The organism is Parviterribacter multiflagellatus (genome assembly GCF_056863265.1).
Window position 1 is genome coordinate 16,311 of sequence record NZ_JBXPIZ010000011.1, and the last position, 15,670, is coordinate 31,980.

General features: G+C 74.5%; 18 protein-coding genes. 6 read left to right on the forward strand and 12 right to left on the reverse strand.

The features are described 5' to 3' along the window. Positions 1-14: 14 nt before the first annotated feature. Both AC1UE5_RS22240 and AC1UE5_RS22245 read right to left on the reverse strand, forming a co-directional pair. Positions 15-575 (reverse strand): TetR/AcrR family transcriptional regulator, encoded by a 561-nt coding sequence (locus AC1UE5_RS22240; protein WP_482927701.1) that lies wholly within the window; start codon positions 573-575, stop codon positions 15-17. A 125-nt stretch (positions 576-700) separates the two neighbouring features. Next, positions 701-1,204: an SIMPL domain-containing protein gene (locus tag AC1UE5_RS22245; protein ID WP_482927703.1), complete on the reverse strand. Its 504-nt coding sequence runs from the start codon at positions 1,202-1,204 to the stop codon at positions 701-703. Between the two features lie 107 nt (positions 1,205-1,311). On the opposite strand from AC1UE5_RS22245, the gene AC1UE5_RS22250 reads away from it, so the two are divergent. Beyond that, complete coding sequence (locus tag AC1UE5_RS22250) at positions 1,312-2,025, forward strand: hypothetical protein (RefSeq protein WP_482927705.1); 714 nt, start codon at positions 1,312-1,314, stop codon at positions 2,023-2,025. A gap of 13 nt (positions 2,026-2,038) precedes the next feature. Continuing rightward, positions 2,039-4,099, forward strand: a complete 2,061-nt coding sequence (locus AC1UE5_RS22255; protein ID WP_482927707.1) for an MMPL family transporter — start codon at positions 2,039-2,041, stop codon at positions 4,097-4,099. Here AC1UE5_RS22255 and AC1UE5_RS22260 read toward each other — a convergent pair. The 5 genes from AC1UE5_RS22260 to AC1UE5_RS22280 form a co-directional block, all read right to left on the reverse strand. Continuing rightward, positions 4,062-5,579, reverse strand: coding sequence for an ATP-dependent DNA ligase (locus tag AC1UE5_RS22260; protein ID WP_482927709.1), 1,518 nt, complete (start codon positions 5,577-5,579; stop codon positions 4,062-4,064). The two genes, AC1UE5_RS22255 and AC1UE5_RS22260, sit on opposite strands and share 38 nt — an antisense overlap. A 21-nt stretch (positions 5,580-5,600) precedes the next feature. Beyond that, on the reverse strand, positions 5,601-6,299 hold the full coding sequence (locus AC1UE5_RS22265) for a hypothetical protein (RefSeq protein WP_482927711.1): 699 nt from the start codon (positions 6,297-6,299) through the stop codon (positions 5,601-5,603). Next, on the reverse strand, positions 6,296-6,898 hold the full coding sequence (locus AC1UE5_RS22270; RefSeq protein WP_482927713.1) for an RNA polymerase sigma factor: 603 nt from the start codon (positions 6,896-6,898) through the stop codon (positions 6,296-6,298). The genes AC1UE5_RS22265 and AC1UE5_RS22270 overlap by 4 nt, the downstream gene beginning before the upstream one ends. Before the next feature lie 65 nt (positions 6,899-6,963). Continuing rightward, positions 6,964-7,548, reverse strand: a complete 585-nt coding sequence (locus AC1UE5_RS22275; protein ID WP_482927715.1) for a hypothetical protein — start codon at positions 7,546-7,548, stop codon at positions 6,964-6,966. 12 nt (positions 7,549-7,560) lie between these two features. Continuing rightward, complete coding sequence (locus AC1UE5_RS22280) at positions 7,561-7,920, reverse strand: hypothetical protein (RefSeq protein ID WP_482927717.1); 360 nt, start codon at positions 7,918-7,920, stop codon at positions 7,561-7,563. Positions 7,921-8,051: 131 nt separating this feature from the next. Here AC1UE5_RS22280 and AC1UE5_RS22285 point away from each other — a divergent pair, with 131 nt between their 5' ends. Continuing rightward, positions 8,052-9,497: a GuaB1 family IMP dehydrogenase-related protein gene (locus AC1UE5_RS22285; protein ID WP_482927719.1), complete on the forward strand. Its 1,446-nt coding sequence runs from the start codon at positions 8,052-8,054 to the stop codon at positions 9,495-9,497. A gap of 66 nt (positions 9,498-9,563) precedes the next feature. Continuing rightward, positions 9,564-9,980 (forward strand): hypothetical protein, encoded by a 417-nt coding sequence (locus AC1UE5_RS22290; RefSeq protein WP_482927721.1) that lies wholly within the window; start codon positions 9,564-9,566, stop codon positions 9,978-9,980. Between the two features lie 15 nt (positions 9,981-9,995). On the opposite strand, the gene AC1UE5_RS22295 is transcribed toward AC1UE5_RS22290, so the two are convergent. After that, positions 9,996-10,592 carry a helix-turn-helix domain-containing protein gene (locus AC1UE5_RS22295; RefSeq protein ID WP_482927723.1) on the reverse strand — a complete coding sequence of 199 codons (597 nt, stop codon included), beginning with the start codon at positions 10,590-10,592 and terminating at the stop codon, positions 9,996-9,998. A 68-nt stretch (positions 10,593-10,660) separates the two neighbouring features. Between AC1UE5_RS22295 and AC1UE5_RS22300 the strand changes: the two genes are divergently transcribed. Next, positions 10,661-11,695, forward strand: coding sequence for an alpha/beta fold hydrolase (locus AC1UE5_RS22300; RefSeq protein ID WP_482927725.1), 1,035 nt, complete (start codon positions 10,661-10,663; stop codon positions 11,693-11,695). 4 nt (positions 11,696-11,699) lie between these two features. On the opposite strand, the gene AC1UE5_RS22305 is transcribed toward AC1UE5_RS22300, so the two are convergent. After that, the gene (locus AC1UE5_RS22305; protein WP_482927727.1) at positions 11,700-12,101 is read right to left on the reverse strand and encodes a metal-dependent transcriptional regulator; all 402 of its coding nucleotides are present in this window, start codon (positions 12,099-12,101) and stop codon (positions 11,700-11,702) included. 221 nt (positions 12,102-12,322) lie between these two features. Here AC1UE5_RS22305 and AC1UE5_RS22310 point away from each other — a divergent pair, with 221 nt between their 5' ends. Continuing rightward, on the forward strand, positions 12,323-13,399 hold the full coding sequence (locus AC1UE5_RS22310) for a GGDEF domain-containing protein (protein WP_482927729.1): 1,077 nt from the start codon (positions 12,323-12,325) through the stop codon (positions 13,397-13,399). Here the strand turns inward: AC1UE5_RS22310 and AC1UE5_RS22315 are convergent. The 3 genes from AC1UE5_RS22315 to AC1UE5_RS22325 all read right to left on the reverse strand — a co-directional run bounded on the left by AC1UE5_RS22315 (position 13,356) and on the right by AC1UE5_RS22325 (position 15,662). Further along, positions 13,356-13,967: a helix-turn-helix domain-containing protein gene (locus AC1UE5_RS22315; RefSeq protein ID WP_482927731.1), complete on the reverse strand. Its 612-nt coding sequence runs from the start codon at positions 13,965-13,967 to the stop codon at positions 13,356-13,358. The genes AC1UE5_RS22310 and AC1UE5_RS22315 overlap by 44 nt on opposite strands. A 181-nt stretch (positions 13,968-14,148) precedes the next feature. Beyond that, a complete protein-coding gene (locus AC1UE5_RS22320; protein ID WP_482927733.1) occupies positions 14,149-14,862 on the reverse strand; it encodes a TetR/AcrR family transcriptional regulator in 714 nt (237 codons plus the stop codon). 101 nt (positions 14,863-14,963) lie between these two features. After that, the gene (locus AC1UE5_RS22325) at positions 14,964-15,662 is read right to left on the reverse strand and encodes a TetR/AcrR family transcriptional regulator (RefSeq protein ID WP_482927735.1); all 699 of its coding nucleotides are present in this window, start codon (positions 15,660-15,662) and stop codon (positions 14,964-14,966) included. Positions 15,663-15,670: the final 8 nt, after the last annotated feature.

Genomic DNA, 15,670 nt, shown 5'->3' on the forward strand with positions numbered 1-15,670 from the left:
CCTTGCCTACCGCGTCAGGTGGCCGCGACGAGCTGCGTCCGCATGGCCTCGACGCCGGTCCGCCAGATCGCGTCGACGTCCGAGTCCGGCGGGAAGCGCCCGAGGATCTCCAGATCGATCATCCCGTGGGCGAACGCCCAGATCGCGCGGGAGAGGTTCGGCCGGTTGTCGGTGACGCGTCGGACGGCCTCGCCGGCGTGGTGCTCGGCGGCCGGGTCGACGCGGGAGCGGTCGAGCTTGGCGCCGTAGCTGAGGCGGTAGACCTGCGGGTGCTCGAGCGCCCAGGCGCGGGCCGCCGACATCAGCGCCTCCAGCTGGTCGTCCGCGCCGGTGATCGCCTCCAGCAGCCGGTCGCCGCTCTCCCACAGCCCCTGCTCGATGATGATGAGCTCGAGCTCGCGCTTGTCGGGGAAGTGGCGGTAGAGCGCGGGCGCCTGGATGCCGAGCTGCGCGGCGACCCGCCGCATCGACAGCGACTCCAGCCCCTGCTCCTCGAGCAGGCGGCGTGCCGCGGTGACGATCTCCATCGCCCGCGGGCTGAGGTCACGGAAGCGCTGCGGGCCGGCGTGCGTCATGCGGCACTCCAAGCTACTCGGGGGCGCCGCGGTCCACCATGGGACGAACGCTTAGTGACGGACGGCGGGCGCGCTCCGGGAATCCGGCTCCCGGAGCGCGGCGCACGCCGGCGCCGGCCCTGCTCCTAGGCGATCGCGTACGTCACGACCACCGTCGCGGTCGCCTGCGCGGGGACCCGGCACGTGCGCCGCGTGCCCGCCCGCACCCGCCGGCGCGAGCCGTCGGCGCGCGTGACCGTGCGGTACCGCCCGACGCGCCCGCAGTACCGGCCGGGGCCGAACGTGCCGTCGAGGCCGCTGCGGAAGAAGGGCGGGAAGCCCCCGACGTTCGGCTGCGGGTCGCTGATCGCCGTCAGCGCGCCGAGCGTGACGCCGGCCTGCTGCGCCAGCCGCTGCGCGCGGGCGCGGCCGTCCGTGAGCGCGCGCGGGAGCGCCTTCTCGTACGCCTCCTCGACGGCGGCCTTGATCGACGCGTTGCTGTTGCGGTCCCCCGGCGTCACCGCGACCGACCCGGTGCCGACGGCGGTCACGCCCGGCGCGGGGACCGGCTGCTGGGCCGCGGCGGGAGCCGCGGCGACGAGGATGACGGCGGCGGGAAGGGGGGCGAGGAACAGACGGGCGAAGGGCAAGGGAGTCTCCTTGATCAAACGAGGCGTACAGCATGAAGTGGCGCGAGGGGCCGGAGTTGTGACGAGCACCCTCGCAAACACCTCGGTGTTCGAGTAGCGTCGCGTCCATGCGCGTCTCCCGTCCGCTCCTGCTCGCCCTGTCCTGCCTCGCGGCGCTCGCCGCGGCCGCCGGCGCGTTCGCCGCCACCCAGGGGGTGCCGATCGCCATCCGCGCGGACGTGAAGGTGACGCCGAACAAGGCCGGGACGCCGAGCAAGCCGCAGAACGTGCGGCTCAGCGGGACGGCGTGGATCGAGATGCCGGGCGACTTCGAGCCCCCGCTCACGCAGAACATCGACGTGTGGATCGGGCCGGGCGGCCGCTACCAGGGCGGCAAGCACCCGGCGTGCTCGCTCACGGTGCTGTCGCGGCGCGGCCCGTCGGCGTGCCCGGACGCGTCGATCATGGGCAACGGCAAGGCCACGGCGACCGCCGACACCGTCCCGACGTACCCGGAGATCACGATCGTCAACGGCGGCCAGTCGAAGATCTACTTCTACACCGTGATGCGCAACCCGGCCCGCGTGCAGGCGCCGGTGGTCGCGGACATCAAGCCGGCGACCGGCCGCTGGGCCTACAAGATCTCCGCGACGATCCCGCGCAACCTCCAGATCGTCGCCGGCATCCCGGTGCTGGTGAGCAAGCTGCAGATGCAGGCGGGCCGCGGCGACTGGCTCGTCACCACCTCGTGCCCGCGCGACAAGCGCTGGCGCTACCACGCCAAGGTGACGTTCAAGACCGGCCAGGTCGCCAAGTACGACGGCTCGGTCCCCTGCCGGTAGGGCGGCGCCGCCCATGACGCGCGCCCGCGTCGTCCTCGCGCTCTGGGCCGTCGCCCTCGCGGTCGCGGCGCCGTTCGCGCTGCGCCAGTCGGACGAGCTGACCGCCCGCGGCTTCGACGTCGGCGGCACCGAGTCGCAGCAGGCCGAGCGGATGCTCGCGGGCGTCCCCGCCGACTTCCGCGCGACGAGCCTCGCGGCGGTGCTGGTCAAGACCGGCGACGCGACCCGCGAGGACTACGCGCGGGCGCTCGCCGACCTGCGCCGCGCCGGCGACCGCATCCCCGGCGTCGACGTGCCGAAGGAGCTGGCCGAGGCCGGCCTGTACATGGCCGAGGAGCGCCCGGGCCGCCCGGTGGTCGTGCCCATGCGCGTGGGCGTCGACGAGTTCACCTCGCCCGACGTCGCGCGCGACCTGCGGCGTGAGCTGCGGCTCGGCGACGACGACGGCGGCCGGTACGGCGGCGTGCAGCTGTCGATCGTCGGCGCGGGCGGGCTGTGGGCGGCGATGCTCGACGTCACGAAGGACGACCTCCACGAGGCGGAGCTGCTCGGCTTCCCGCTCGTGCTGGTGATCCTGCTCGCCGTGTTCGGCTCGGTCGCCGCCGCGCTCCTGCCGCTGGCGCTCGGTGCCGTCGCGGTCGTCACCACCGGCGCGCTGATCTACGCGCTCTCGACGGCGACGCTCATGAGCTTCTACACGACGAACATGGCGTCGATGATCGGCCTCGGCGTCGCGGTCGACTACTCGCTGTTCGTCCTCGTGCGGTACCGGGAGGAGCGGGCGCGCGGCGCGTCGCCGGAGGAGGCGCGGCGGGTCGCCATGCGGACGTCGGGCCGTGCGGTGCTGGTGAGCGGCGCGGCGGTCGTCGTCGCGCTGGCCGGGCTGCTGCTGGTCGACAGCGCGGCGGTGCGCTCGCTCGCGCTCGGGGCGATCCTCGTGGTGCTGATCGCGATGCTCGCGTGCTCGACGCTCGTGCCCGCGCTGATCGCCGTCGCCGGCCGGTGGCTCGACCCGCGCCCCGCCCGCCGCGCGCGCGACCCCGACCGGCCGCGGCTCGTCGAGCGGTGGGCGAGCGCGGTCCTGCGCCGCCCCGGCGTCAGCCTGGCGGCCGGGCTCGCGATCCTCGCCGTCCTCGCCGCGCCCGCGCTCGACCTGCGCACCGGTGACGGCGCGCTGCGCCAGCTCCCGGAGGGCGACCCGACGCGCGCCGGGTTCGACGCCGCGCGGTCGGTGATCGGCGCCGGCCGCGGCGCGCCGCTGACGATCCTCGTCGCGCGCGCCGACGTCGACCGCGCGGTCGCGGTGCTGCGCGCCGACGACGCGGTGGTGAAGACGGGGGTCCGCACGCAGACGCAGGACGGCAAGCACCTGCTCGTCGTCGCGACCCCGCGCGCCGACGGCGACAGCGCGGAGGCCAAGGCGCTGGTGGAGCGGCTGCGCGACCGCCTGCCCGCGAGCGCCGTCGTCGGCGGCAACACCGCCGCGCAGGTCGACTTCAACGAGGAGATCACGAGCAAGCTGCCGGTGATCCTGGTGTGGATCGTCGCGCTGACGTTCGGCCTGCTGCTCGTGGCGCTCAGGTCCCTCCCGCTCGCGCTCGGCGGCGTCCTGACGAACGTGCTCAGCGTCGCCGCCGCGTTCGGCGTCCTGACCGCGGTGTTCGGCTGGGGCGAACCCGGCTACGTCGACACCATCGCGATCCCGCTCGTGCTCGCCGTCGTCTTCGGCCTGTCGATGGACTACCAGGTGTTCCTGCTGAGCCGCATCCGCGAGCGGTGGCTGGCGACCGGCGACACGCAGGACGCCGTGCGCCACGGGCTGACGACCAGCGCTCGCACGATCACCGGCGCCGCGCTCATCATGGTCGCGGTCTTCACCGCGTTCCTCATCACCGGCGTCCCCGCGGTGCAGGAGGTCGGGCTCGGCGCGGCGGCGGCGATCGCGGTCGACGCGACGGTGGTGCGCCTGCTGCTCGTCCCGGCCGGGATGGCGCTGCTGGGCGAGCGGTGCTGGTGGCTGCCCGGGGCCGGCGCGCTCAGTCGCCGGGCGCCGCGAACGCCCGCACGGTCGTGACGGTGTCGGCCTCGGCGGCCGTCTTGTCGTCGCGGTAGCGCTTGACGCGCGCGAACCGCAGCGCCATGCCGGACGGGTAGCGCGACGAGGTCTGCACGCCGTCGAACGCGATCTCGACGACGAGCTCGGGGCGGACGTGGACGACGATGCCCTCGCGGCCGGTCTGGCGCGCGAGCAGCTGCTCGGTCTGCCACGCCAGCAGCTCGTCGGTGAGCCCCTTGAACGTCTTGCCGAGCATCGCCCAGCCGGAGCCGGCCTCGTCGTCGCGCGCGCCGAGCCACAGGTTCGAGAGCTTCCCCTGCCGCCGGCCGTGGCCCCATTCCGCGGCGAGCACGACGAGGTCGAGCGTGTGCACGGGCTTGACCTTCAGCCACCCGCTCCCGCGCCGCCCCGCGGCGTACGGCGCGCCGAGGTCCTTGACGACGATCCCCTCGTGCCCGGCGGCGACCGCGGCATCGAAGGCCGTCTGGGCGCCGGCGGCGTCCTCCACGACCGTCCGGCGCACGCGGTGCTCGGGCGGGACGAGGCCGTCGAGCGCGGCGGCGCGCTCGTGCAGCGGCCGCTCCAGCAGGTCCTCGCCGTCGAGGTGGAGGAGGTCGAAGTAGAGCGAGGCGAGCGGGACCTCGCGGGCGCCGCGCGAGCCGAACCGCGACGCCGTCACCTGGAACGGCTCGGGCCGGCCGTCGCCGCGCAACGCGATCGCCTCGCCGTCGAGGACGAACGCCTCGGCGGGCAGCGCCAGCGCGCCCGCCACGAGCTCCGGGAGCCGGCCGGTGACGTCGTCCAGCGTCCGCGTGAAGATCGCCACATCGCTGCCGTCGCGGTGCACCTGCACGCGCGCGCCGTCGAGCTTCCAGTCGACCGCCGCGGACGGGATCTTCTCCATCGCGGCCGCGGCGTCGGCGGCGCTGCCCGCGAGCATCGGCGCGAGCGGCCGCCCGACCTCGAGCCGGATGCGCGCCAGCCCTTCGGACCCGTCCGCCAGCGCGATCGCCGCGATGGCCGCCAGGTCGCCATGGAGCGTCAGCGCGCGCCGCACCTCCGTCACCGGGACGCCGGCCGCCTTCGCGACGGCGTCGGTCATGACGCCGGCCAGCGCACCCTGGCGCAGCTCGCCGCCCATCAGCCGGACGAGGAACGGCTGCTCGACGGCGTCCGCGCGCGCCAAGAGCGTGCCGACCGCCTCCCGCCGCGCGGTCTGCGAGCCCGCCCCGCGCAGCGCGCCGATCGCCGTGAACGCCTGCTCGACGTCCGCCACGGCCAGGCTGGACGCGTCGCCAGGCGGCGGCGCGTCGCGGAGCAGCGCCCACCCGACGCCGATCTGCCGCTGCGTCAGCTCGCCCGACAGCCACCGGACGACGGGCGCGACCTCGTCCGGTGCGGCGTGGCGGAGCAGCTCGGCGAGCGCGGCGATCTTCGCCGTGCGCGCGCGGGTCGCCCCGACGGCGGTGGAGACGTCGACCAGCTCGCGCAGCAGCACGAGCCCAGCCTACGGCCCGCCCTAGCCGCCCGCCGAGACCTGGACGTCGCGGGCATCCCGGACGCCCGCGAGGACGATGAGGTAGATCCCGCCGGAGACCCGCGCGACGTGCCGCGCCTCCCCGTCGTCGACCGCCACGCGGCGGACGCCCTCGCCCGCCTGACCGAAGACGAGCGTCCGCGGGGCCGGCTCGCTGACGTCCACGACGGTCGCGCCCACGTTGCCCGGTGCCGGCTCCGACGCGCACGCGCCCGCGCGCCCAGGATCGTCCGATGGGTACGCGCGGAACGTGCCGCCGTCGACCACGCCGAGCGCGTTGCCGCGCACCCAGCCCGCGACGACGCAGCTGTGCCCGGCGGCGCTCGTGTACGTGCGCAGGCCCCACGCGCCGCCGGCCTCGGGGTCGCTCGCGCGCAGCGCGATCGGCTCGCCGGGGCCGGGCGCCGGCCTCACGTCCGCGGGCAGGGCCTGCGGCGCGCGGGCGGGCTCGCCCGTCGAGATGAGATCGCCCGCGGTCGCCGCGCCGGCCGCGACCAGCGCGACCCCCGCCACGATCCCGGTGATCCGCCCGTGGCGGCCCCACCGCTGATGCGTACGAGGCCCGCCGGCCTCGCCTCGCCCCCCTGCCGTCGCCGGTCCGATCTCCCGCCGCGCCGCCTCGCCCAGGCTGTCGCCCAGGGCGCGGAGCGCCGGGAGCATCCCGTCGCGCTCGTCCCTCATGCCGCCGTCTCCAGGTTGATGCCTCTCCGGTCCAGGACACGGGCCATCGCGCGCAGCCCGCGGGACACCCGCGCGCGCACGACGTCCTCGCTCACCGCGAGCCGCTCCGCGATCTCGCCGTACCCCAGCTCGTCCACCACGCGCAGCTCGACCGCCCGCCGCTGATCGGCCGGCAGCGCGCCGAGCGCCTCCGCCAGGACCGGCTTGAGCTCGTGCAGCCCGGCGAGCGTCTCGACGCGCTCAGCCTCGGCGTCCGAGACGTGCGGCACCTGCACGGCGAAGCGGCGGACCGCCTCGCGCTCGACGTCGCCGCGGCGCCAGTACCGGCTCACCTGGCTGCGCGCGATCGCGAAGACCCAGCCCGCCTCCTCCTCGTCGGTGACGCCGCGGAACTGCTCGCGCTTGGCGAGCACCTCCGCGAACGTCTCCGCCGTGAGGTCCATCGCGGTATCGACGTCGAGGACGCGACGGGTGAAGAACAGCAGCACGCGCTCGGCGTACCGGGTGTAGACCTCGTCGAACGCCGCCGGGTCTCCTGCCGCCCGCGCGAGGGGGCAGAGCGCTCGGCGAGCGCCGGGGATGAGGGTCTTCCAGGTCACCGTGGGCAGGGATGCGGTCGTCCCGGCACCAACGGTACCCCGGACGGCCGCAGTCCCGCCCGCGCTCATGCGCAGTCCGCGCCCTTGATGAACGGGGGCATCGGCAGCTCGATCGTCTTCGAGCCGCCGCCGTCGAGCGTCCACGTGATGTCGACGTGGTCGTCGGCGCCCGCCTCGTCGCGCGGGACCTCGAACACGACCGTCCCGATGACCGGCTTGGCCCGGTACGTCGTGCCCGCGCCCGTCCGGAGGACGACCTCCGTGGCCGCCGCCGGGACGGCACCGCTGACGCGGGTCAGGTGCTCGGGCAGGTCGTCGGCGCACAGCTCGCCGCCGAACACGCGACCGTGCTCGACCTGGTCGACGCCGGAGCAGTGGCCGCTCGCGTGGTCGTCGAGGATGCAGAGCTTCTCGCCGTTGGTCGAGCGGTAGACCGCCTTGCCGGACGGGGAGACCGCGCCCTTCTGCTGCTTGGCCGGGTCGATGCCGAAGCGGTCGAGGACGTCGTTGTACGTCTTGTGCTCCGGCGGGGGCGACCACTTCGTCGCGACCGGCTGCGAGTCGCCGGTGGCGAGGTTCGTCCCGATCGGCGTGAGGACGACGGCGAGGGTGAGCGGCAGGAGGATGCGCCGCGACGGGAGCTTGATCATGAGCGTCGCCTCCTAGTAGTCGAAGCTCGACGTGACGAGCACGTCGTTGTAGCCGGAGTAGTTGCCCCACCCGCCGCGGAGCACCGTGGTCGTGTTCGGCGTCATCTCGTAGACGGCCGAGCCGTAGCCGTACGAGATGTGGTAATGCGCCCCCGTGGTGGGGTACATGAGCCACGAGGCGATGTAGTAGAGGTCGCTCGGCGCGTACGCCTTGTGGTCGTCGTAGGTGTGATCCGAGCTCGTGAAGCAGTACTCGTTGTGATCGAGCACGCAGCCGGAGGCCCAGTTGCCGGCGGAGGCGTTCGTTGAGAGGGCTAGCGCGAGCATGAGGGCGAGCACGGCGCTGCGCGCGCCGAGCGAGTAGATGGACAATCCGTCCTCCTTGACGGGCCCGTGGGACCGGGGCCATGTGACCTGATGCTCTAGAGAGCCACGAGCGTGTAGATCTGTGACGGACGTATGTCCAAGTTCTTCACAGAAGCGCGTCCTAGACTCTCTTCACCGTGCGCTTCCTCAGTGGCACGGCCCCGGCGTACGACGCCACCTACGACGACGTCTTCCTCGTCCCGAGCCGCTCGACGGTCGGTTCGCGGCTCGACGTCGACCTGGCGACGTCCGACGGCGCCGGCACGACGATCCCCGTCGTCGCCGCCAACATGACCGCCGTCTCGGGCCGCCGGATGGCCGAGACGATCGCCCGCCGCGGCGGGCTCGCCGTGATCCCGCAGGACATCCCGGTCGACGTCGTCGCCGACGTCATCGCGTGGGTCAAGCGGCGCCATCTCGTCTACGACACGCCGATCGTCCTGCGTCGCCACGACACGGTCGGCGAGGCGCTCAACCTGCTCCCCAAGCGCGCGCACGGCGCGGTCGTGGTCGTCGACGGCGAGCGGCCGGTCGGCATCGTCACCGACGTGGACCTCATGGGCGTCGACCGCTTCACCCAGCTCGGCGGGATCATGTCCACGGAGCTGACGACGCTGCCGGACGACGTCGAGCCCGCGCGTGCGTTCGACCTGCTCCACGACCGCCGCCACCGGCTCGCGCCCGTCGTGGGCGCCGACGGCCGGCTGGCCGGCGTCCTCACGCGCCAGGCGGCGCTGCGGGCGACGCTCTACCGCCCGGCGGTCGACGCGAACGGCCGGCTGCGCATCGCGACCGCGCTCGGCGTCGGGCGCGACGCGGCGCAGCGCGCCCGGGCCCTCCTCGACGCGGGCGCCGACGTGCTCGTCGTCGACACCGCGCACGGGCACCAGGAGAAGATGCTCGAGACGCTGCGCGCCGTCCGCGCGCTCGACCCGGGCGTGCCGGTCGTCGCCGGCAACGTCGTCACCCGCGAGGGCACGCGCGACCTGATCGAGGCGGGCGCCGACATCGTCAAGGTCGGCGTCGGCCCGGGCGCGATGTGCACGACGCGGATGATGACCGGCGTCGGGCGGCCGCAGTTCTCGGCCGTGCTCGACTGCGCCGCCGAGGCGCGGGCGCTCGGCCGCCACGTGTGGGCCGACGGCGGCGTGCGCCACCCGCGCGACCTCGCGCTCGCGCTGGCCGCCGGCGCGTCGAGCGTGATGATCGGCTCCTGGTTCGCGGGCACGCACGAGTCCCCGGGCGACGCGCACCGCGACCCCGACGGGCGCCTGTTCAAGGAGAGCTTCGGCATGGCGTCGGCGCGCGCGGTGCGCTGGCGGACGGCCGACGAGACGCCGTTCGAGCAGGCGCGCAAGGCCGTGTTCGAGGAGGGCATCTCGACGTCGCGGATGTACCTCGACCCGGCGCGGCCGGGCGTCGAGGACCTGCTCGACCAGATCACCGCGGGCCTGCGGAGCGCCTGCACGTACAGTGGCGCGCGCACGCTCGACGAGCTGCACGAGCTGGCGATCGTGGGCGTGCAGAGCGCGGCCGGGTACGCCGAGGGGCGCCCGCTGCACAGCAGCTGGAGCGGCGTCTAGCCGGACAACCTGTCGCGGGCCTGACGGTCGCGTCACGAAATCGTCCGTTGCGGCTCTTGACGGACGATGGAGATCGTTCGCCGGCGCTCGCTGGAGCGCGACGAGGACAAGTGCTCGGTCGTCGCCGAGCTCGTGGAGGCCTGCGCGGAAGCCGCCGGCGTCGACGTCGACCCCGCGACGTGCCGCGAGGTCGTCGGCCGGCTGGAGGCCGGGTTCGCCGGCCGGGTGGTCTCGCTGGTCGGGCGTCTGGAGGGCGGCTGGCAGCGGCGGCGCTTCGACGCGGCGATGCGCCACCGGCCGGTCCAGGAGTGCGTCCTCAACGCCGCGTTCCGCGCGCTGGTGACCGCCGAGCTGTCGCCCGAGCAGCGCGCCGACATCGCGCGCCAGCTCGAGCAGGAGCTGCATGCCGCGGTGCCCGCCGTCGTCGAGACGCTGCGCACGCAGCGCTTCGACGAGACGACGCGCGAGCTGATCCCGCGGTAGCCGCGGGCGCGCGCCTCAGCGCGCCCGCTCGCCCTCGGGCAGGTAGTGGATCAGCGCCAGCTCCGTCGTGCGCTCCGTCGCCGGGCTCTCGACCGAGCGGCGCGCCGCGACGCGGGCCTGGATCTCCAGCGCCTTCTCGACGGTGTCGCCGAGCAGGCTGGTCACCTGGGCGTAGCCGCGCTTGTCGAGCTCGAGCCGTTCGAGCCGGTAGCGGGCGCCGTCGGCTTCGAACCCGCCGTTGCTCACCGCCTTGCGGGCGTGCTGCCACACCATCTCGAGCGCCTGCCCCAGGAGGGCCTGGCGCGCCGAGTCGGGCAGCTGGGCCCACTGCTCGTCGGAGAGCATCGCGCGCGTGGTCGCGCGGTAGTAGTGCTTGATCGCCCCGCGTCGCTGCTCCGTGCGGACGAGCTCGATCGTCCCGTAGTCGCGGAGCATGCGGACGTGGTAGCCCACGTCTCCCAGCTTCGCGCCGAGCTCCTCGGCGATCTCGCGCGGGCTCGCCACGCGACGGCCGAGGATCTCGAGGATCCGCTGCCGCAGCGGATGGGCGAGCGCTTTGACTTGCCGGTCGTCGATCTCGGGCGGCGCCGAGCCGGACTTCCTCGCTGACACGAGGCATAGCGTAGTGTCTCGAACGGCGTCTCCGCCACCGACGTTCTCCACCGATCAGGACACTGAGCATGCAGAAGAGGTCGAAAGCCGCGACGGGGGCGCTCGCCGCCACGGCCGTCGCAGCCGCCTGGGAGGCCGCCCGCCGACGCGACCTGGCGCGCGTCCACGCCGACCCCGAACACGCCCGACTGAGCCGTGTGATCGAGGGCGAGCAGCGCACCGTCATCGCGCCCGACGGCACCGCGCTGCACGTCGAGCTGCACGGCCCCGAGGACGCGCCGCCGGTCGTGCTGATCCACGGCTGGACGTGCGCGATCCGGTTCTGGGTGGGGCAGATCGAGGATCTCGCGCGCACGAACCGGGTGATCGCGTACGACCTGCGCGGGCACGGCAGGAGCGCGCGCCCGGACGGCGGGGACTTCTCCACGGACAAGCTCGGCGAGGATCTCCAGGCGGTGCTGGAGGCGACCGTCGGCGACGACCGGCGCGCCCTCCTCGTGGGGCACTCGCTCGGCGCCATGACGATCGTCGCTTGGGCAGGCGCGCGCCCCGAGGAGGTCCGCAGGCGAGCCGCCGGCGCGGCGCTCCTGAACACCGGGATGGGAGATCTGGTGACGGACTCGCTCGTCGTCCGCATGCCCGATCGGCTCGGGAAGGTGAAGGGGCACGTCGGCCGCCACGTGCTCGGCGCGCAGGCGCCGCTGCCTCCCGCGTCGCCGATCAGCGCCCGCGCGCTGCGCTACGCGGTGCTGTGCGGCGCGGCCTCCCCGGCGCAGGTCGCGTTCTGCCAGGAGCTCGTGCTCGAGTGCCGGCGCGAGGTGCGCGGCGGCTGCGGACGGATGCTGTCCGAGCTCGACCTGCTCGAGTCGCTGCAGCACCTCGACGTCCCGACCGCGGTGCTGGCGGGCGAGCGCGACCGGCTGACGCCGCCCAAGCACGCCGAGCGGATGGTCGCGGCGCTCCCGCAGGTCGTCGAGCACCGCGTCGTGCCCGACACCGGCCACATGGGCCCGATCGAGGCGGCCGACGAGGTGCGCGGGCTGCTCGCCCGGCTGCAGGAGCACGCGCTCGGCGCCGGCGCGGGCGCCGCCGCGGTCGCGTAGGACCCTACTCGGCGGCGGGGTCGGCGGCCGCGGCGCGGCGGTCGGCCCCCGCGTGCGCGTTCCAGTTCACGAGCCCGCGCCCGAGCGTCTTGGGCGCGTTGACCGCGAGGTGCTCGGCCGCCTCGCGGGCCTCGTCGCCGTCGAGCGCGAGCACGTCCTGGGCCAGCCGCAGCGCGGCCTTCAGGCGCGAGTTGACGACGAGCGCCGCGCTCGTGCCGGCGGGCGTCAGCCTGTACTCGCCCTTCTCGACCAGCCCGAGCTCGCGCAGGCGCGCGATCATCTCGTGGGCGGTGGGGGCGGAGACGCCGACGCGGCGCGCGATCTCCGACTGGCGCGGCGTCGTGCCGCTGCGCTCCAGCGCGAACAGCGTCACGAGGTAGCGGGCGCTGGCCGGGCTGAGCTCCACGCACGGCTGGTTCGCCGGGACGCTGAGCAGGGCTCGGCGCGTCTCCTCGGCGGGAGCGTGCTCGGACGGGTGGGCGGACTCGGCGTCGCGGGACAGGAACTCTCACGGTAACACGCGGCAACGCGCACATGAAGGTCGACGCCTACCGCTCAGGATCTTCCGATGTCTAACGGATCTTGCAGCGCTTCAGACACACGGGCGATGCGCCGATGGGGGCGACCATGGGACTGGAGTCCTGGCTCATCGGTGGGCGTGCCGGACGTGACCGGCTGCTCGACATGGACCGCCGGCTCAGGCCGCTGCGCCGCGCGTCGTTCGGCGTGCTCGGGCTGTGCGCGGTCGTCGCGGTGCCGTGGGTCGGTCCCTGGCCGCTGCTGCCGCTGGCGCTCGCGGCTGCGGTCTACGCGCTCGCGGACCGGCGGCTCGCGCGCGGCGCACGGCCGGGGCCGACGATCGTGGGAGCGTGGGCGCTCGCCCAGGTGCTGCTGGCGGCCGCCGCGGTGCTGAGTGGTGGGCTCGGCTCGCCGATGCTCGCGTGGCTCGCGCTGCCGATCGTCACGCTCAGCGCGCGCTTCTCCGTCGTCGGGCTCACCGCCGGGGTGCTGTTCACGCTCGGACTGCTCGGCGGGATCGCGCTCGGGGTCGACCCCGCGGCGGCGATCGCCGAGCCCCCGCTGCTGATCATCCCCGCGATCGCGATCGCGTCCACGGCGCTGCTGTCGACGGCGCTGATGCGGTCGGACCTCGAGCACCGCTCCGAGGCGTCGGTCGACGGCCTCACCGGTCTTCCCAACCGCCGCGCCGCCGTCTCACGCGCGCGCGAGCTGGCCGAGCAGTCGCGGGTGAGCCCGCAGCCCGTCGGGCTCGTGCTCGCCGACGTCGACCGGTTCAAGGCGATCAACGACACCGCCGGGCACGCGGCGGGGGACCGCGTGCTGCACGGCGTGGCGCAGCGGCTGCGCCGGACGCTGGGGCGCGGTGGGCTCGTCTACCGCCTCAGCGGCGAGGAGTTCCTGATCCTGCTTCCGGGCGCCGACCTCCTGCGCGCGACCGGGGTGGCGGAGCTGCTCCGCGCGGCGGTCCGCGAGACGCCGATCGAGGAGCGGGACGTGACGGTCAGCTTCGGCGTGGCGGCGTCGAGCGCGGGCGAGCGCTTCGACTACGAGGCGCTCTTCGTCGCCGCCGACACGGCGCTCTACGAGGCCAAGCACGCCGGCCGCGACCGCGTGGTCGGCGGGCCGGCGCCGGCCGCGGCTACGCCTTCGGCTCGCCCTCGGGCAGGTAGTGCAGCACCATGAGGCCCGTCCGGGCCTCGTCCGGTGCGGGCTCCCCCTCGCCGCGGCGCGCGATCACGCCGTCCTGGATCTCGCCGGCCTTGGCGAGCGCCTGGTCCAGCAGCTTCGTCATCGCCTTGTAGCCGCGCGCGTCGAGCTCGAGCCGCTCGATCGCGACGCGGGCGCCGTCGGCCTCCAGGCCGCCGTTCTCGGCGGCGGACCGCACGCCCTCCCAGCCCTGCTCGAGCGTCTGCCCGAGGATGCGCCGGCGGGCGGACGCGGGGAGGCGCTCGCGCTGCTCCTGGTCGAGCATCGCGCGGGTCGTCGCCCGGTAGTAGTGCTTGATCGCGCCGCGACGCTGCTCCGTGCGGACCAGCTCGATCGCGCCGTAGTCCCGCAGCATCCGGAAGTGGTAGCCCACGTCGCCCAGCTTCTCGCCGAGCTCCTCGGCGACCTCACGTGGGCTCGTGATCTTGCGGTTCAGGATGGCGAGGATCCGCTGGCGCAGCGGATGTGCGAGGGCCTTGACCAGCTGGTCGTCGACCAGCGTGGGCTCCTCGGTGGCGGGAGTGGACTGCCGAGGTGGGGTCACGGGTGCGCGGATCGTACACCGCGTTCGTGCAAAATTGGACTTGGAAAGAGAAACGCGCTCGTGTACTGTGCTCGGAGCGCGTAGCCGGGGTGGGCTTCGCGCCACGTCTCTCCACCCCCGTGGGACAGCGTCGGGGTGGAGGCTCCGGGCGGCGACGGTGGTGTCGCCGCCCGGAGCACCCCTACGTCGCGGGGTGCTCCGCGGTCGCGGCGCCGTCGGCCCGCGCCTTGGCTCCGCGGTACGCCAGATCCGCCTCGTGCTCGCCGACGAACGGGACGAGCGCGGCGTACAGCAGGTCCGGCAGCAGGCCGGGCAGCTCGTCGACCTGGTCGGCGCGCAGGCGCGTGTAGACGATCTCGTGGATGGCGCCGACGACCGCCTCGCTGACGAGCGGGCGCGGCGAGTTGCCGGTTGCCTCCGCCGCCGCCTCGAACTCCTGCGCGAACGCGCGGATGACCGCGTTGCGGCGGTCGATCGCGTTGGGGCCCGCGCCGAGGACGTCGACGATGCACATGTGCGAGAAGCCCGGCTCGTGCACCATGAACTGCATGAACGAGGAGAGGCCGTTCTCGACCTTGAGCGCGAACGTCGGCGCGTCCTCGAACGCGCGCCGGACGCCGGCGAGGAGGCCCGCCGAGACCTCGTCGTACGCGGCGAGGAAGGCCTCGTGCTTGTTCGAGAACTGGTCGTAGAACGTCCGCCGCGACACGCCCGCGCGCGCGACGACGTCCTCGACGGTCAGAGCTGCGTAGCCGTGCTCCGCCGTGACGGCCGCGAGGGCCGCCATGATGCGCTGGCGCTGGTTCTGCGCGACGAAGGTCGCGGAGAGCCCGTGACGCCCGGCGGGGAGCTGATGGTCGCCGCGAACGCGGCGCCCGTGCGGTGCGGCAGCCATGGGGGGAACATACTCGTGTCCAGGCCCGTCGGCAACGCGTGAGAGCTGCCGACCGGTTCACGCGCGGGAAGGATCCCGCGCGCGAGGGACACGGGCTTCTGCTAGGCGGCCTTGCGCCGCCGGCGGGCCTTCGCAGACCGCTTCGCGGCTGCTGCCTTGTCAGCACCCACGTACGGGAGCAGGAGCGCCCCGACGAGGTCCGGTCCGAGGTCGGGCAGCTCGGCGAGCCGGTCGGCCGCCGCACGCGCGTAGATGACCTCGTACACGGCGCCGACGACGGCCTCCGCGATGAGCGGACCGGGGCGGCCGCGCTTGGGCAGCGCCTCGGCGGCCTCCTCGATGAGGCCGGTGAACCAGGACACCGTCTTGCCGCGGCGCTCGACGGCGGCCGGGCCGGCCGCGAGCACCTCGACGACGCAGACGTGCGCGGCGCCCGGCTCGCTGGCGAAGTAGTCGAGCACCGTCTCGAGCGTCGTGCTGACGCGCGCGGCGAGATCTTCGACGCCGGCGATCGCCTCGTCGACCCGGGTGCGGAGCCGGTCCTCGTACCGGTCGTACGACGCGAGGAACGCGTCGTCCTTGCTCCGGAAGTGGTCGTAGAACGTCCGGCGCGAGACGCCGGCCGCGGCGATGATGTCCTCGACGGTGAGCGTCGCGTACGTGCTGACGCCCGCCACCTCGCCGACCGCGCTGAGCAGCCGGTCGTGCTGGTTCTGTACGACGAAGTCGCGCGACAGGCCGTGGCGCCCCGCAGGGAGCTGGTGCGGTCCGCGCTTCCGTGACGTGGCCTCCTGCGGCATAGGTGGAA

Coding starts and splice junctions, on each gene's coding strand:
- AC1UE5_RS22320 (WP_482927733.1), bottom strand. CDS start 14,862: ATGGCTGCCGCACCGCACGGGCGCCGCGTTCGCGGCGACCATCAGCTC.
- AC1UE5_RS22325 (WP_482927735.1), bottom strand. CDS start 15,662: ATGCCGCAGGAGGCCACGTCACGGAAGCGCGGACCGCACCAGCTCCCT.
- AC1UE5_RS22240 (WP_482927701.1), bottom strand. CDS start 575: ATGACGCACGCCGGCCCGCAGCGCTTCCGTGACCTCAGCCCGCGGGCG.
- AC1UE5_RS22290 (WP_482927721.1), top strand. CDS start 9,564: ATGGAGATCGTTCGCCGGCGCTCGCTGGAGCGCGACGAGGACAAGTGC.
- AC1UE5_RS22310 (WP_482927729.1), top strand. CDS start 12,323: ATGGGACTGGAGTCCTGGCTCATCGGTGGGCGTGCCGGACGTGACCGG.
- AC1UE5_RS22255 (WP_482927707.1), top strand. CDS start 2,039: ATGACGCGCGCCCGCGTCGTCCTCGCGCTCTGGGCCGTCGCCCTCGCG.
- AC1UE5_RS22275 (WP_482927715.1), bottom strand. CDS start 7,548: ATGATCAAGCTCCCGTCGCGGCGCATCCTCCTGCCGCTCACCCTCGCC.
- AC1UE5_RS22265 (WP_482927711.1), bottom strand. CDS start 6,299: ATGAGGGACGAGCGCGACGGGATGCTCCCGGCGCTCCGCGCCCTGGGC.
- AC1UE5_RS22250 (WP_482927705.1), top strand. CDS start 1,312: ATGCGCGTCTCCCGTCCGCTCCTGCTCGCCCTGTCCTGCCTCGCGGCG.
- AC1UE5_RS22300 (WP_482927725.1), top strand. CDS start 10,661: ATGCAGAAGAGGTCGAAAGCCGCGACGGGGGCGCTCGCCGCCACGGCC.